Below are 17,858 nucleotides of genomic sequence, written 5' to 3'. Positions count from 1 at the left end.
AAGACAATAGCAATCTAAACAGGAATATTTAGTAGTTTTGTTGACGAAAATCAAACTAAAAAATGATTACAGATACGCACACCCATTTATATTCAGATCAATTTAACGAAGACAGAAAAGATATGATGCAACGAGCAAAAGACGCCGGTGTTTCTCGTTTTTTTATTCCGGCTATAGATTCTACTTACACAGAAAGCATGCTTTCTTTAGAACAAGATTACCCAAATGAGGTATTTTTAATGATGGGTTTGCATCCAACTTCTGTAAAAGAAAATTATTTAGAAGAACTTGCTCACGTAAAAAACTGGATTGATAAAAGAAATTTTTACGCAATTGGTGAAATTGGTATCGACTTATATTGGGATAAAAGTTTTTTAACCCAACAACAAGAAGCTTTTAGAACTCAAATTAAATGGGCAAAAGAAAAAAAATTGCCAATAGTAATTCATTGCAGAGATGCTTTTGATGAAATTTTTGAGGTTTTAGAATCAGAAAAAAGTGACGATTTAAGAGGGATTTTCCATTGTTTTACAGGTACTTTAGAACAAGCAAAACAAGCCATTTCTTATAATATGAAATTAGGAATTGGTGGAGTTGCTACTTTTAAAAATGGTAAAATTGATAAATTTCTAAACGAAATAGATTTAAAACACATTGTTTTAGAAACCGATTCTCCTTATTTAGCGCCAACTCCTTTTAGGGGAAAAAGAAACGAAAGCGCTTTTATTACCAATGTTATCGACAAATTAGTTGATATTTATGGAATCGATTTTAATAAAATTGCAGAAATTACTACACAAAACTCAAAAAATATTTTTAATGTTTAACACTATGAAAAAATACTTTGTATTTATAATTTTATTAGCACTCACTTTCACAATTAATTCGCAAGAAGAATATAGAAAATATTGGAAAGATGGTAAATTAACTTGGGACGATTTTCAAGCGCAACCAACACAAAATAATCCAACATATCTTGCATATGTTTTAATGTATCAAACTGATAAAAAAGTGATTGATGACGTTACTTATTATGGTGTTTTTTCTGATGCGTATATCGATAAATCTTTATCATTTGTTCATCATAATTTAAAAGATGAGCATCATTTAGATTACAATCAGGTAATTTTTAATCTGGTGGAAATTCATAAAAGAAAATTACAAAAAAGAATTTATACATCAAATAATATCTATGAGGTAAATCCTTTATTTAGCGACAGCAAAAGTCAGTTAGAAAGAGAAGTTTATAACTTTCAGCAAGAAGGAAATTATGGAATTCAACAAGATGTAACAGCTCAATGGCTTTTAAAAACATCCGAAGAGTTAGCAACTTCTCCTTCATTTATAATACCTGATTTTAGAAAAAGCAATTGGACGTATGGTTTATACGGCGGAGTAGATTTTGGCTTTTATGGCGATACTTATAATGAAGTTTTTAACAACACAATTGCGATGTCTCTTGGTTTTGAATTTTCTTATAAAAAAGTTTTTATGGGCTTAAATATGAACTTTACAAACAGCAAATTAAATACCGATTTAATTGATGATTCATTTCTAATTACTGAAGGTGAAAGAAGTACAATCGGACTTTTAAATGGTTATGTTGGATATCCTGTTTATGAAACAAAAAAGTTTAGAATTATGCCTTTTGCTGGTTATGGACTTACATTTCTTAGTGAAGCAGGAAATGAAGATAATAAACAAGAAACTTCTGCGGCAACTTCTGTTTTTGGTGTAAATTTTGATTTAAAAAACAAAAAAAAGGTCAATTTTACGCCTTCTCTTTTCGACATCAGAGAAGAAGGAAATAGTTATTTTAGAGCAAGAATTTTTATGAGCAACTCTAATTTTAATCCAAATTTAAAAGGTTATAGTTTTAATATTGGTTTATATTATGGAATTGAAGGTCGTTTGTTATCAAAAAAATAATTTGCAGATACAAACAACATATTACAAAACACCCATAGGAATCGCTGAAATTATTGGTGATAAAAGCGGAATTCAATCTGTTGCTGTTTTAGATGAAAATGCTATTTCTGATAAACTCTTAAATTTAGAAACGCCAGAATGTTTGCAAGAGTGTGTTTCTCAATTAGAAGAATATTTTACAGGAAAAAGAATTGATTTCAACCTAAAACTAAATCCGAAAGGAACTTCATTTCAGAAAAAAGTTTGGGAAGAATTATTGAATATTCCTTTTAATACAACCAGAACTTACTTAGAACAAAGTAAGGCTTTAGGAGATGTAAAAGCGATTAGAGCTGTTGCTTCTGCAAACGGTAAAAATCCTATTTGGATCATCATTCCGTGTCATAGAGTTATTGGTTCTGATGGTTCTTTAACGGGTTACGCTGGCGGAATTTGGCGTAAAAAATGGTTATTAGCGCATGAAAACCCAGTAAAACAACAAGCTCTTTTTTAAATTTTGATTTATTAAAACATAAAAAACATATTTTTACGTTCTCTAGGTATTGTTTTATATGCTTCAAAAATACACATTTCTTATACTTTTATTTATTGGATTTTCGATCCAATCGCAAACGATATCAACAGATTTTAGAAAAAGAATTATAGAGGTAAAACAAGATACCATTCGGTTAGATTCTGTGCCTATTAATTCTCAGAAATTTAAAATTCTTGATAATTCTAAAAACCTAATAATTTCTTCTAATTACAAAGTAGATTTTAGCAAAGCAATTTTGATTATCAACTCAAAAAAATACTCGAAAATTACAGTTGAATATTTTAGATTTCCAGAATTTATTACTAAAGTCTATTCTCCTTATGATGAAAAACTTATTATAGAAAACACCACAAATAATGGCGTTTTATACAGTTTAACAACCAATAAAAAAGCATCAGAAATTAAACTTTTCGAAGGCTTAGAAACCAAAGGTTTTATTTCTAGAGGAATTACTTCTGGTAATAACCAAAATGCGGTAACAAACTCAGCTTTAGATTTAGAAATTTCTGGAAAACTCTCTAAAGACGTAACTTTAAGAGCTAATATTTTTGACACAAATATTCCGATTCAAGAAAACGGATATTCGCAAAATATTACAGATTTTGATAGAATTTTTATAGAAATGTTCAGCAATAATTGGCGCGTAAGAGCTGGAGATATTTCTCTAAAAAATGATAAAAGTTATTTTTTAACTTTCACAAAACAGGTTGCAGGTTTAGAAGTTGAAGCAAACGTAAACGATAATTTAAAAATTGCTGCTTCTGGAGCTGTTGTAAGAGGTAAATTTAACCGTTTTACTTTTACTGCTGCAGAAGGAAATCAAGGTCCTTATAAACTTTATGGCGCAAATAATGAATCTGCAATTATTATGATCGAAGGCAGCGAAAGTGTTTACATTAATGGTTTACTAATTAATCGTGGCGAAAATGAAGATTATACAATTGATTATAATTTAGGCGAAATTACTTTTAACACCACTTTTCCTGTTACAAACGACATGAGAATTACTGTAGAATTTCAATATTCTGATAGAAATTACACACGTTTTATTACTTATAATGAAGTAGATTATAAAAGTGAAAAATTAAATATTGCAGGATATTTTTATTCAGAAAATGATGCGAAAAACCAACCTATACAACAAAGTTTATCTACAGAACAAAAACAAATTTTAGCAAATGCTGGCAATAATGCTGATGCAATGTTTTCTGAAAGTGCTTTTTTAGACACTTATGATGAAAACAAAATTTTATACAAAAAAGTAATAAATGGCGTGATAGAAATTTTTGAATATTCTAACCTAGAAACAGACGAATTATACAATGTAACTTTTACAAATGTGGGCGCAAATAATGGCGATTATAATTTAGACAGAAGTATTGCTATTGGAAATATTTTTGTTTTTGTTGGTGTAAATCAAGGAGAATATCAACCAATTGTAAATTTAATTGCTCCCACAAAATCTCAGTTTTTTGTTGTAAAGTCTGATTATAATCCCACGGAAAAAATGCAAATTAATTCAGAAATTGCGCTTAGTAATAATGATGCAAACTTATTTTCTAACATTAATGATGATCAGAATAAAGCAGTTGCAGTAAAAGTTGGTTGGCAACAAATTTTGATTGATAAAAAATGGCAATTAAAAACCAATATCAATCATGAATTTGTAGCAAAAAACTTTGAAACAATTCAGCGTTGGGAAACCATAGAATTTAATAGAGATTGGAATATTTTAACAAATGATGCAACAAAAAACTATTTTCAATCTGAAATAAGTTTACAAAATAAAAAAGATAATTTTGTGCTATATAGATTTAACAATCTAAATTATACAGATGTTTTTAATGGAAACAAACATGAATTAACATCGAAATTAAAATTTAATAACACCTCTTTTTTTGTTGATGGAAGTTTTTTAGAAAACACTTCTACATTAGAAGATAACACGTTTTTTAGAGCAAAAGCAACAGTAAATCAAAGTTTAAAAAAATCTTGGATTGGAGCTTTTATCAACTTTGAAACAAACAGCAGAAAAGATCTAAACACTGAAGAGTTTATCAATACAAGTCACCGTTTTAAAGAATATGAAGGTTATTTTGGAATTGGAGATTCTACCAAAATTTTCGCGAAATTCGGCTTTAATTATAGAAATAATGACAGTATAAAATTAAATGAATTTACAGAAATCAACAACAGAAAAACTATTTACTTAAATAGTAAACTTATCAAAAATAAAAATACCGATTTAAGCATTTTTGCAAATTACAGAATCACAAAAAACTATTTTACCGAAGATGAGAAAAACCTAAATTCTAGAGTTATTTTTAATCAGAAATTATTTAAAGATTTCATGTTTTTAAGTTCAGTTTATGAAACTTCATCAGGAAATGTTGCTAGACAAGATTATGTATATGTAAAAACAGAACCCGGTTTTGGATTTTATACTTGGATTGATTATAATAATGACGGAATTCAAGATTTTAATGAATTTGAAATTGCACAGTTTCAAGATCAAGCTGATTACTTACGTGTGCCAAAACCAAACTTGAGTTATATTGCAACACAACGTGCAAAATTTCAACAAAATTTAAGTATAAATCCAAGGAGTTGGTCTTTAAAAACGGGAATTAAAAAACTGATTTCTCATTTTTACAATCAAAGTTTTTTATCCGTTGAAAACGAACAAGAAAGAATTGGAAATTCGTTTCAACTAAATCCTTTTAATTTTGATGAAAACTCATTAATCGGTTTAAACCTCAATTTTAGAAACAGCTTGTTTTTCAACAAAGATTTGCAAAAAAATAGTATGACTTTTACTTATGGAGATTCTAAGATAAAACAACAGTATTTTATAGGTAATCAAGAAAACAACATCAAACTTCATCAAATAGAATATACTCATAAATTTGCAGATTTCTGGTTGATAGATTTATTAGGTAAAACATCAAAAAACACCTTAGAAACTGAAAATTTTACGAATAGAAATTACGAAATTGATGCAAAAGAAATTCAGCCAAAACTTACTTTTTTATACAATACTAACAATCGGTTTTCTGCCTTTTATCACTTTAAAAACAAACAAAATAAATTGGAAGATTTCGAAGAACTAAATCAACAAAAGTTCGGAATAGAATATTTTTATATCAGTAAAAAGAAAAATCAAATTTCTGCAAATCTAAATGTGTTTTTAAATGATTTTACAGGAAGCGAAAATACACCAGTTGCATATCAGATGTTAGAGGGTTTACAAAATGGAAAAAATTATACCTGGAGCCTGTTATTTAATCAGAAACTAAATTCATTTTTAAACTTAAATCTTAATTATTTAGGACGAAAAAGCGAAAATTCTAAAACAATTCATACCGGAACTGTACAACTAAAAGCTAATTTTTAAAGATTAAATTTTCGTTATGTAACAATTATATCATGATTTGTTTAAAAAAATTCTTTATTTTGTACTCTAATGATGAAACTTGCAACAATTCTATTATCAAATTTGATTCTGCTTCAGAGTCTAAATATTGATGCAGAATCATTTTCTAAAATAAATGTATTGTTAAAACATGCTCAATTTCATCAAGAAAAATATGGTGATACTTTTTTTGATTTTTTATCTGAACATTATTTTGAAGATCAATATCAAGCAAACAACAATCATAAAGAACATGAAAAATTACCTTTCAAGCATGATTCTCAAACTTGCAGTCATTTAAATACTCATTTTACATTAAACCCAATAATTTTTGAAATAGAAAATGATGATGTTCTAGAAGCTATTTCTTATTTCATTTACAAAGAATCTTCTTCCTCCTTTGAAAAACATGCTGTTTTTCAACCGCCAAAATCCGCATAATTCTTTACTGATTAAAGTCATTTCTTAATAAGTTATTTTTCAATAGCTTACAATATTTTAATATACTAATTATGTTAGAAAGCATTATAAAAATCAGCTTAAAAAATAAGCTGATTATTTTCATTTTCACAGCATTTATTATTGGTTTCGGTATTTTTTCTTTAACCCAAATACCTATTGGCGCTGTGCCAGATATTACCAATAATCAAGTACAAGTTATTACCACATCGCGCAATTTATCTACACAAGATATTGAACAATTTGTTACCTATCCGGTTGAGCTAGAAATGGCAAATTTACCTGGAGTTGAAGAAATTCGCTCCGTTTCAAAATTTGGATTATCTGTTGTAACCATTGTTTTTAATGATGAAATGGGCACGTATTTGCCTAGACAATTAATTGCCGAAAAAATTAAATCGGCTTCAGAAAAAATTCCAGAAGGTTTTGGAACTCCAGAAATGGGACCAATTACAACTGGTTTAGGCGAAATTTATCAATATATATTAGATGTAAAACCTGGTTTTGAAGATCACTATTCTATAACAGAATTACGAACTATTCAAGATTGGATTGTAAAGAGACAACTTTCTGGAATTCCGGGTGTTGTTGAAGTGAATACTTGGGGCGGACTTTTAAAACAATATGAAGTTGCAATCAATCCGAATAAACTAAATGCAATGCAAATTTCTGTCGTTGAAATTTTTGATGCTTTAGAAAAAAACAACAGTATTGCTGGTGGTGGTTATATAGAAAAAACCAACGAAACTTTTTTTATTAGAGGTGAGGGTTTGATAAAAAACCTAGAAGATATAAGCAATATTGTCGTTAAAAATGAAGGAACACCCATTTACGTTAAAGATGTTGCAAAAATTGGTTTTGGTAGTGCAACTCGTTTTGGCGCAATTACTGGAAACGGAGAAGGAGAAAAAGTGCTTGGGCAAATTATGATGCTAAAAGACGGAAACTCTAAAGCTATTATTGATGCTGTAAAAGAGCGTGTAAGCGAAATTGAAAGCACTTTACCAGAAGGCGTTTATATTAATGCTTTTTTAGAACGTAGCGAACTGATTAACAAAACTACATTTACTGTTTCTGAAAACTTAATTTTAGGTTCACTTATTGTAATATTTGTTGTTGTTTTATTATTAGGAGATTTACGGTCTGGTATAGTCGTTGCTTCAGTTATTCCTTTAAGTTTATTATTTGCAATTTCTTTAATGTATATTTTTGGGGTTGATGCCAATTTAATGAGTTTAGGTGCCATTGATTTTGGTATTATAATAGATGGTGCAGTAATTATTGTTGAATTTATTGCTTTTAGAATTATTACAGAAAGTGATAAGCTAAAATCTCTTTCATCAGAAGGGAAACAAGAAGAAATTGATAAAATTACCCTTAAAAGCGCTTCAAAAATGATGAATTCTGCCATTTTTGGGCAATTAATCATTTTAATAGTTTTTATTCCTATTTTATCTTTAAGCGGTGTAGAAGGTAAAATGTTTAGACCTATGGCACTTACTTTTAGCTTTGCTTTAATTGGCGCTATGTTACTATGTTTAACCTACGTTCCGGTTGCTTCTTCTCTCTTTTTAAAATCTCAAAAACAAAATAAAAATAACATTTCCATTAAATTGATGAAAGTGTTAAATTTTTGGTATAAACCATCGATAGGATGGGCTTTAGCTCATAAAAAAATTGTTATTGGTTTGGCTGGATTATTATTAACAACAAGTGTATTTTTATTCAGCACAATGGGTGGTGAATTTGTACCAACTTTAGATGAAGGCGATTTTGTAATTCAGCCTGTTTTAAAAACAGGAACATCATTAGGCAAAACCATCGAAATTACCACAAAAATAGAGCAAATTCTTTTAGATAATTTTCCAGAAGTCGATCAAGTAGTTAGTAGAATTGGTGCTGCAGAAGTTCCTACAGATCCAATGTCTATGGAAGAAAGCGATGTTATTATCAAATTAAAACCGAAAAGCGAATGGATTTCTACAAAAAGCAAAGATGAGTTAGCCGATAAATTTAAAGAAGCTTTAGCCATAATTCCTGGCATGGAAGTAGAATTTACACAACCTATAGAAATGCGTTTTAATGAGTTAATTACAGGGGTTAGAGCAGATGTTGCAATTAAAATTTTTGGTGACGATTTATCGGTTTTAGCTAATAAAGCAAACGAAGTAAAAGAATTGATAAAAAATGTAGAAGGAGCATCAGACATTATTATAGAAAAAGTAGAAGGTTTACCACAAATGAGTGTAAACTTTAACCGCAGTAAAATTGCACGTTATGGTTTAAATATTGCTGATGTAAATAAAATGATTACCATGGGGTTTGCTGGCGGAACAGTTGGTAATATTTTTGAAGGTGAAAAACGCTTTGATTTAGTGATTCGTTTGGATGAAAAAAATAGAAAGAATCTCGAAAGTTTACAACATTTATATATTGATACTCCAAATGGAAATAAAATTCCGTTGAGTGAATTAGCAACAATTAAATATACAACCGGACCTGCTAAAATTTCTAGAGACGACACAAAACGTAGAATTGTAATTGGCATAAATGTTAGAAATAGAGATCTACAATCTGTTGTAGATGATGTAAGAGCTATTATTGATCGAAAATTTAAAATACCTGTTGGTTACAAGGTTACTTATGGCGGACAATTTGAAAACTTACAAAGCGCTAAAGCACGTTTAACAGTTGCCGTTCCTGTTGCTTTAGCATTAATTTTTCTACTTTTATACTTTGCTTTTGGTTCTGTTAAAGAAGCGCTATTAGTCTATTCTGCCATTCCGCTTTCTGCTGTTGGTGGGGTTTTATTACTTTGGCTTCGAGATCTGCCTTTTAGTATTTCTGCAGGAGTTGGCTTTATTGCACTTTTTGGAATTGCAGTTCTTAACGGAATTGTGTTAATAGAACATTTTAAAGTACTTAAAGAAGAAGGAATTGAAGATATTGAAGAACGCATAAAAAGAGGCACAAAAGAACGTTTAAGACCTGTTTTATTAACTGCTTCAGCTGCTGCTTTAGGTTTTTTACCAATGGCTGTTTCTACGAATGCAGGTGCAGAAGTTCAGCGTCCGTTAGCAACTGTAGTTGTTGGTGGTTTGGTAACTGCAACAATCTTAACATTAATTGTTTTACCAGTTTTATACGCATGGTTTGAAGAAAAAAAATCTATAAAAATGACTAAAAATAGTGTTCTTACTATTCTTGGTTTCTTTTTTATTATCAGTAGTTCTGCACAAAATAAACTAACAATCAATGAAACTTTAACTTTGGCTATAAAAAATAATAAGAGTTTAAAAGCTGCTAATTTAAAAATAGCTGAAAGCAACGCTTTAGTTGGAAATGCATTTAATTTTGATAAAACAGCTTTTTATTATAGTTATGATGAAAATAATTTGGCTGTAAATAACCTGCCTTTAAAAGTATTTGGAATTGCGCAAGATTTTAAATTTCCAACGGTTTATTTTGCTGATAAAAAGGTACAGAAATCAAAAGTAAACATCGAAGAAACGAATTATAGTTTGCAACTTATGCAAATTAAAAAAGCAGTTTACAGCAATTATTATCAGCTTAGTTATGCTAAAAATAAGTTAAAAACCTATCGTTTTTTAGATAGCTTGTATTTAGATTTTGCAACAAAAGCAAAACGAAAATTTGAGTTAGGTGAGACTAATTATTTAGAAATGATTACTGCAAAATCTAAACAAAAACAATTACAAACATCCTGTAATCAAGCTTTGCAGGAGGTAGTCTTTTCATCAGAACAATTAAAAGCTGTTGTGCAAATAAATTCATTACGTATTTTAGATCAACCGCTTATAAAATTAAAGATTGAAACTATTTCTATTAAAAATAATTTAGGGTTACAATATTTTGATAATGCTAAAAACTATCAAAAAGCTTTAACTAAAAAAGAAAAGCAAAGTTTATTACCAGATATTAGTTTAGAATATTTTCAAGGTACAAATAGTCAATTAAACACAAACATAAATGGGTATCAATTTGGATTAAAAATTCCGTTATTATTTTCTGGTATTTCATCAAAAATTAAAGCTTCTAAAATTGCTCAAGAAATTGTTATTGAACAAAAAGCAGCTTATAAAATAAAATTAGAAGGACAATATAATACGCTTTTAGCAACATTAAAACAATATGAAGAAGCTATAAACTATTATGAAAACGAAGGGAAAACTCTTAAAAATGAAATTATCAAAACCGCTAACCTTACATTTAAAGAAGGTGAAATAGATTTTTTTCAATACATACAAAGTTTAGAAACTGCAAAAGACATTGAGTTAACGTATTTAGAAAATTTAAATACCTACAACCAAACTGTTATCAACATTAATTATCTTATTTTAAATACATTTTAAAAATGAAAAACATATATATTTTACTATTTTCCATCACCTTTTTAGCTTGTGGAAATAAAGAAAAACCTTCAACTACAGAAATAGAAACTGTTATTAATAAAAACGAAATCAGTATTAATAAGGCTCAATTTAAGGGTGAAAAAATGGAATTTGGTCAACTTACTAAACAAACTTTTAACACAGTTGTAAAAGCAAGCGGAATAATTGATGTTCCGCCAGAAAATAAAGCAAGCGTGAGTACTTTTGTTGGTGGTTATGTAACTAAAATTCCGCTTTTAATTGGCGACAAAGTAACAAAAGGTCAATTAATTGCTAGTTTAAAAAACATTGAATTTGTAGAAATGCAACAAGAATATTTAGAAATCGCAGAACAACTTGCTTATTTAAAAAATGAATATTCTAGACAAAAAACTTTGTTTGATGAACAAATTTCATCAGAAAAAAATTACTTAAAAGCAGAAAGTACTTACAAGAGTAATTTAGCTACTTATAATGGTTTGCGTCAAAAATTACAAATACTAAATATCAATCCAGATACTGTTGAAAAAGGACAAATTACATCAACAATAAATATTTATTCACCTATAAATGGTTTTGTAACCAAAGTAAATGTTAGCAATGGAACTTTTGTATCTTCTGAAAGTGAGTTATTAGAAATTGTGAATACCAATCATATTCATTTAGAATTATCCGTTTTCGAAAAAGATATTTTAAAAATTAAAAAAGAGCAAAAAATACTTTTTAAAGTTCCTGAAGCATCCGATACAATCTATGAGGCAGAAGTGCATTTGGTTGGTACAACTATAAATAACGACAGAACTATTAAAGTTCATGGTCATATACATGAAGAAGAGAAAACGAATTTTATTACAGGAATGTTTGTAGAAGCTGATATTATTTGTGATTCAAAAAAAGAAATTTCACTTCCAAAAAGAGCAATCATACAAAATAATGACAGCTATTATGCTCTCGTTTTAAAAGGCACAAAAGAGGATATATATCAATTTGAAAAGGTGGAATTAAATGTTGGTTTACAAGATGAAAATTATATACAAATAAAAAATTATGAAGTATTTAATAACAAAAAAATACTTACAAAAGGAATTTTTATGTTGCTAAATAGTTTTTCTGAAGAATAAATTTTACAATAAACAACAACTATAAACCTAATTATCAATTAATTAATAAAAATAAATAGATATTACAAACAGCTCTTACATAGATTCTGTAATAAAAAACTGTTTTAAATTTTTCGTGGAATGCTTTTTGATACTTTTGTTAACTTAAAACATTAAAAATAAACCATGAAAAAAATTACTTTATTAATTCTTTTAGCAGTAACAACAATCTCTTTTGCTCAAGAAAAGGAATCAATTTACCCACAAGATGTTAACAAAAAATATGAAGTAAAATTAAATGCATTTAGCTTAATTGTTTTTTCTTCTTTGGATGTTTCTTATGAATATTTACTGAACAAAGATTCATCATTTGGAGTTGGAGTTTTCTACAACTTTAATGATATTAATAATGATTTATATTTTCCTAAAAAGTTTTCTATAACACCTTATTATAGATGGTATTTTTCTGAATCTAGATATGCAAGAGGTTTCTTTGTAGAAGGTTTTGGAATGTTAAACACGTATAAAGACATAAATTATTATTACTCCTATTACGATAATTATGGAAATTACATTGAGAATGATGAGGTCTATAAAGAAACAAATTTTGCTCTTGGAGTATCTGTTGGTGGTAAATTTATTATAAAATCTGGTTTTACAGCAGAAATATATTTAGGTGTTGGTAGAAACCTTTTTAATAATAGTAGTAACGACAATGATTATTTAGAAAATGATTTAATTACTAGAGGAGGCATTTCTTTAGGGTACAGATTTTAAATTATACAATTAGAATTTAGTATGTTTGCACCACATATTTAATAAAAATAAAATCCATGAAAAAATTAGTTTTACTTATTACTTTATTTATAAGTTCTTTTGGTTTTGCTCAACAAGAATTAAAACTAGATATAGCTAACACATTAATAATTAAAAATTTATCGTTTTCTTACGAACAATATTTATCAGACGAATCTTCTTTTGGAGTTTCTGCTTCATTTAATTTAGCAAAACAAAGTGCCGATTTTAGATACAATGAAAACACAATGATTACTCCTTATTATCGTCATTATTTCACAACAAATGAGCAATGGAACTTTTTTGGTGAAGGTTTTTTTGGAATAAATTCTGGAAAAAAAGAATCCGTTAAAAATTCTGACATTTACGATGTAAAATATACAGATGGCGCTCTTGGTGTTGCAGTAGGTACAAAGTACATAGCAAGCGGTGGTTTAACTATTGATTTATATGGTGGTCTTGGTCGTAATTTATTTGGCTCAGATTCACCTGTAATAGTTCCAAGATTGGGCTTAAATGTAGGTTGGAGATTCTAGAAAAAAAATCAATAATTTAAATAAAAAAGAGGTCGTCTAAATTGTTTTTAGACGACCTCTTTTTTTTGTGTTAAAACGCAATATAGTTACATCTTTTGTAACCAAGTCTTTACATCAACTTCAGCTTTAATAATATCTTTTAAATCTGCTATTGCAACACGTTTTTGTTCCATAGAATCTCTATATCGAATAGTAACAGTTTTATCTGCTAAAGTATCATGATCTACTGTAATACAAAAAGGCGTTCCGTTTGCATCTTGTCTTCTATAACGTTTACCTACTGCATCTTTTTCATCATAAAAAACATTAAAATCCCATTTTAATTCTTCCATAATTTCGCGAGCAACTTCTGGCAAACCATCTTTTTTAACCAAAGGTAAAATTGCCGCTTTAAAAGGCGCTAAAACTGCTGGTAATTTTAAAACGGTTCTTGTTGTTCCGTTTTCTAATTCTTCTTCTACTAAAGAATTAGAAAAAACAGCTAAAAACATTCTATCTAAACCAATAGAAGTTTCTACAACATAAGGCGTATAACTTTTATTCTCTTCATGATCGAAATACTGTAATTTCTTACCAGAGTATTCTTCATGTGCTTTTAAATCGAAATCTGTACGAGAATGAATTCCTTCTAATTCTTTAAATCCGAAAGGAAAATTAAACTCGATATCTGCTGCTGCATCTGCATAATGTGCTAATTTATCGTGGTCATGAAAACGGTAATTCTCTGTTCCCATTCCTAAAGATAAATGCCATTTTAAACGCGTTTCTTTCCATTGTTCATACCAAACTTTTTGAGTTCCTGGTTTTACAAAAAATTGCATTTCCATTTGTTCAAATTCACGCATTCTAAAAATAAATTGTCTTGCAACAATCTCATTTCTAAAAGCTTTACCTGTTTGTGCAATTCCGAAAGGAATTTTCATTCTACCAGTTTTTTGTACATTTAAAAAGTTTACAAAAATACCTTGCGCTGTTTCTGGTCTTAAATAAACTTGCGTAGAACTTTCTGCAGATGCACCAATTTGAGTACCAAACATTAAATTAAATTGCTTAACTTCTGTCCAATTTCTAGAACCAGTTAAAGGATCTGCAATACCTAATTCTTCAATTAACAACTTAACATCTGCTAAATCTTCATTACTTAAAGATTTACCCATTCTTGCTAAAATTGTATTTATTTGTTCTTGATAACCAACAACTCTTGCATTTGTAGCTAAAAATTCTTCTTTATTAAAAGCGTCTCCAAAACGTTTTGCTGCTTTAATAACTTCTTTATTTATTTTGCCTTCGATTTTAGCGCAATAATCTTCAATTAAAACATCTGCTCTGTAACGTTTTTTAGAATCTTTGTTATCAATTAAAGGATCGTTAAAAGCATCTACATGACCAGATGCTTTCCAAGTTGTAGGATGCATTAAAATTGCTGCATCAATACCAACAATGTTTTCGTGCATTTGCACCATTGCTTTCCACCAATAATCTCTAATATTTTTCTTTAGCTCAACTCCATTTTGAGCATAGTCGTAAACCGCGCTTAAACCATCATAAATTTCTGATGATTGAAATACATAACCGTATTCTTTTGCGTGTGATAAAACTTTTTTAAATTGATCTTCTTGTTTTGCCATAATGAGCGCAAAGATACATGTTTACTCAAATTTTTCAAGAAAAATTTAAACGACTTTTTTACAGCGATAAATAAATGCCGGAGGAATATTTAAAGGCTCAAACTCTAATGAAATAGACTCTTTATATACATTTTTTAATTTTCTAAAATAGCTTAAACTGTATTGATACTGTATAAAATTGCCATTTTCTTCTAAAACTTCGAAAGATCTTTCTAATATTTCACTAGAAATTTCATCAGGAATAATTGTAAGCGGCAAACTAGAAATGATATAATTTACTTGATGAATTTGAAGTTTTTTTAATTCATCGACAATTTTTTCTGCGGATGCTTTTAAAATAATTAATTGCGGATGTTCTAATTTATGTAATTGCTGATAAAAATTATCGTTAATTTCAAAACAAATTAAGATTGCCTTTGGCGATAAATTATCTAAAATATATTTTGTTATTGCTCCAGTACCAGGACCTAATTCCACAATAACATCTGCATTTGAGAAGTTTATTTCTCGTAACATTCTTTTAGATAAAAATCTTGAACTTGGCGTAACAGTACCCAATGTTTTAATATTTTTTACTGCTTCTTTTAAAAATTTTATTCTGCTAGACAATTGTTATTTCTTAATTATTAAGTATATTTATTTAAAATTGTTCTGTAAAGATGAGACTTTTAAAAGACTTATTCCATCTTTTTTACCCTAAATTGTGTACAGTTTGTGAAGATAAATTAGTAGAAAACGAAACTAGTATCTGTACAATTTGTAGACACGACTTACCTTTAACAGGTTTTCTAGATTTTAAAAATAATAAAGTTACACAAACTTTTTATGGCAGAATTCTTATTGAAAAGGCCTTTTCATTATTGTTTTACAGAAAAAAAGGAAGTGTTCAAAAATTAATACACGATTTAAAATACAAAGGCAATGAAGAAGTTGGTGTATTTTTTGGCAATTGGTTAGGCGAAATTTTAAAAGAAAATCAAGAATTTAAATCGATAGATTACATAATTCCTGTGCCCTTACATCCAAAGAAATTAAGAGAAAGAGGCTATAATCAAGTTACAAAATTTGGTAAAATCATAAGCAATCATCTAAATATTATCTACTTAGAAAATAATTTAGTTAGAATTTCATCAACTAAAACCCAAACTTTTAAAGCTCGTTTTGAACGTTTTAATAATATTGACACAAAATTTCTTTTAACGAATCCTTCTTTTTTTGATAATAAAAACGTTTTATTAATTGATGATGTTATTACAACTGGCGCAACTTTAGAAGCTTGCGCAAAAGAATTTCTAAAATCTAAAAACTGCACCTTAAGTATTTTAACAATGGCATATACAGAGTAAATTTTATGATTTTATATTCAAAAATTATTGTTAATTTGTATCAAATTTAATTTTCGTGAAAATAGTTTATAGATTTCTTTTTTTATCCGTCTTACTAATTTTTGTTACCAATTGCGCAAGAACTGGTAGACCAGATGGTGGCCCAAAAGATGAAGAAGCACCTTTGTTTGTAACTTCTATTCCGCCTTATGAAACTGTAAAATTTGATAAAAAAGAAATTAGAATCAACTTTAACGAGTACATTACATTAAAAGAATTAAACAGTCAATTGGTGATTTCTCCTCCAATGGAAAACCCTGCATTAATTTCTCCTCAAGGTACACCAAGCGAATATATAAAAATTAAAATCTTAGACACTTTACAACCAAATACAACCTACATTATTAATTTTGGAAACGCAATTGAAGATAATAATGAAGGTAATAAATTAGAGAATTTTAAATATGTTTTTTCTACAGGAACATACATTGACTCCTTAACAACTTCCGGCAGTATTGTTGATGCTAAGCTTATTGAAACACCTAAAAAAATTAATATTTTATTATATAGAATAGATAGTGCTTTTAACGATTCTATAGTTTATAAAAAGAAACCAAATTACATTACAAGTACTTTAGATACAACTGTTTTTAATTTTACAAACCTTAGAAAAGGAAACTATTTAATGTTGGCTTTGCAAGAATCTGTAAGCGATTATATTTTTAATCCTGTTACAGAAAAAATTGGTTTTAGTATGGATACTATCCAATTTCCCAGAGATAGTATTATAAAAAACCCACTTATTTTATTTAAAGAAGAACAACCTTATAAATTTAAAAGAGGAAAAGAAATTACCAAAGGAAAAATAGAATTTGGTTTTGAAGGTGATGCAAAAAACATGCAAATAAAAGTACTTTCTAAAGTACCAGAAGACTTTAAAAGTGTCTCTAAATTAGAAATAGATAAAGACACATTAAACTTTTGGTTTACTCCGTTTGAAGCTGATTCTTTAAATTTTGAAGTTTCAAATAACGAATTTTCTGATACTTTAACCGTAAGATTGCGTAAAAAAAAAATAGATTCTTTAGTAATAAAATCGTCCATAAGTAACACTTTACACCTAAGAGACACTTTATTCTTTAAAAGTAATAACCCTATTGTAAAAGTTGACACGAGTAAAATTAGCCTTTTTGATAAAGACACAATTGCTATAAAATACACAACTTTACTTTCTAAAAAGGAAAATAAAATAGGATTACTTTTTAAGCAAGAACCTAATCAAAAATATCATTTAACTGTTCTTCCTGATGCTTTTAATGATATTTTTTCATTTAAGAATGACACTCTTAAATACAATTTTAGCACAAAAGAATTAGAAGATTACGGCAGAATTACATTAAAAGTAAACAACGTAAATTCTAAAAATTTAATTGTTGAATTACTTACTGGTTCTAAAAATTTTGAAGTTGTACAACGTAATTTTATAGCAACTACAGAAACCATTGTTTTTGATTTATTAGAACCTAAAAAATATACAATTAGAATTATTATTGATGAAAATAAAAACAACAAATGGGATACAGGAAGTTTTCTGGAAAGAAGACTGCCAGAAACTATTTTATATCATAAAGAAATAAACAACGCAGATCTTAGAGCCAATTATTTCTTAGAAGAAAGTTTTATTGTTGATTAAACTTCATAAAAAAAATCCTGAAAGAATTTAAATCTTTCAGGATTTTTTAATTTTT

Annotated in this window: 13 protein-coding genes; 11 read left to right on the top strand and 2 right to left on the bottom strand. The window is 28.2% G+C overall.

The genetic code is table 11. From position 1 onward, the window contains the following. Positions 1–62 precede the first annotated feature (62 nt). The 9 genes from BLT70_RS00800 to BLT70_RS00760 all read left to right on the top strand — a co-directional run bounded on the left by BLT70_RS00800 (position 63) and on the right by BLT70_RS00760 (position 13,157). On the top strand, positions 63–827 hold the full coding sequence (locus BLT70_RS00800; protein WP_091890211.1) for a TatD family hydrolase: 765 nt from the start codon (positions 63–65) through the stop codon (positions 825–827). 4 nt (positions 828–831) lie between these two features. Further along, positions 832–1,929 carry a hypothetical protein gene (locus BLT70_RS00795; protein ID WP_157691807.1) on the top strand — a complete coding sequence of 366 codons (1,098 nt, stop codon included), beginning with the start codon at positions 832–834 and terminating at the stop codon, positions 1,927–1,929. A gap of 7 nt (positions 1,930–1,936) precedes the next feature. After that, positions 1,937–2,422, top strand: coding sequence for a methylated-DNA--[protein]-cysteine S-methyltransferase (locus BLT70_RS00790; RefSeq protein ID WP_231962866.1), 486 nt, complete (start codon positions 1,937–1,939; stop codon positions 2,420–2,422). Positions 2,423–2,480: 58 nt separating this feature from the next. Next, positions 2,481–5,858: a hypothetical protein gene (locus BLT70_RS00785; protein WP_091890203.1), complete on the top strand. Its 3,378-nt coding sequence runs from the start codon at positions 2,481–2,483 to the stop codon at positions 5,856–5,858. A gap of 69 nt (positions 5,859–5,927) precedes the next feature. Continuing rightward, a complete protein-coding gene (locus BLT70_RS00780; protein ID WP_091890200.1) occupies positions 5,928–6,317 on the top strand; it encodes a hypothetical protein in 390 nt (129 codons plus the stop codon). A 71-nt stretch (positions 6,318–6,388) separates the two neighbouring features. After that, on the top strand, positions 6,389–10,708 hold the full coding sequence (locus tag BLT70_RS00775; RefSeq protein ID WP_091890197.1) for a CusA/CzcA family heavy metal efflux RND transporter: 4,320 nt from the start codon (positions 6,389–6,391) through the stop codon (positions 10,706–10,708). Positions 10,709–10,710: 2 nt separating this feature from the next. Then, the gene (locus BLT70_RS00770) at positions 10,711–11,847 is read left to right on the top strand and encodes an efflux RND transporter periplasmic adaptor subunit (protein WP_091890194.1); all 1,137 of its coding nucleotides are present in this window, start codon (positions 10,711–10,713) and stop codon (positions 11,845–11,847) included. A gap of 165 nt (positions 11,848–12,012) precedes the next feature. Continuing rightward, the gene (locus BLT70_RS00765; protein ID WP_091890191.1) at positions 12,013–12,603 is read left to right on the top strand and encodes a DUF3575 domain-containing protein; all 591 of its coding nucleotides are present in this window, start codon (positions 12,013–12,015) and stop codon (positions 12,601–12,603) included. A gap of 56 nt (positions 12,604–12,659) precedes the next feature. Next, positions 12,660–13,157, top strand: a complete 498-nt coding sequence (locus tag BLT70_RS00760; protein WP_091890188.1) for a DUF3575 domain-containing protein — start codon at positions 12,660–12,662, stop codon at positions 13,155–13,157. 86 nt (positions 13,158–13,243) lie between these two features. Here BLT70_RS00760 and BLT70_RS00755 read toward each other — a convergent pair whose 3' ends face one another. Then, positions 13,244–14,785 carry a glycine--tRNA ligase gene (locus BLT70_RS00755; protein ID WP_091890185.1) on the bottom strand — a complete coding sequence of 514 codons (1,542 nt, stop codon included), beginning with the start codon at positions 14,783–14,785 and terminating at the stop codon, positions 13,244–13,246. A 45-nt stretch (positions 14,786–14,830) separates the two neighbouring features. Continuing rightward, on the bottom strand, positions 14,831–15,394 hold the full coding sequence (locus tag BLT70_RS00750) for a class I SAM-dependent methyltransferase (protein ID WP_091890182.1): 564 nt from the start codon (positions 15,392–15,394) through the stop codon (positions 14,831–14,833). A gap of 50 nt (positions 15,395–15,444) precedes the next feature. Here BLT70_RS00750 and BLT70_RS00745 point away from each other — a divergent pair, with 50 nt between their 5' ends. Both BLT70_RS00745 and BLT70_RS00740 read left to right on the top strand, forming a co-directional pair. Continuing rightward, positions 15,445–16,131, top strand: a complete 687-nt coding sequence (locus tag BLT70_RS00745) for a ComF family protein (RefSeq protein ID WP_091890180.1) — start codon at positions 15,445–15,447, stop codon at positions 16,129–16,131. A 55-nt stretch (positions 16,132–16,186) separates the two neighbouring features. Continuing rightward, the gene (locus BLT70_RS00740) at positions 16,187–17,803 is read left to right on the top strand and encodes an Ig-like domain-containing protein (RefSeq protein WP_091890177.1); all 1,617 of its coding nucleotides are present in this window, start codon (positions 16,187–16,189) and stop codon (positions 17,801–17,803) included. The last annotated feature ends 55 nt before the right edge of the window (positions 17,804–17,858 follow it).

This window comes from Polaribacter sp. KT25b (assembly GCF_900105145.1).
Taxonomy (GTDB): domain Bacteria; phylum Bacteroidota; class Bacteroidia; order Flavobacteriales; family Flavobacteriaceae; genus Polaribacter.
The sequence above is the reverse complement of the archived record's forward strand: the minus strand, read 5'-3'. Positions and strand labels throughout refer to the sequence as shown.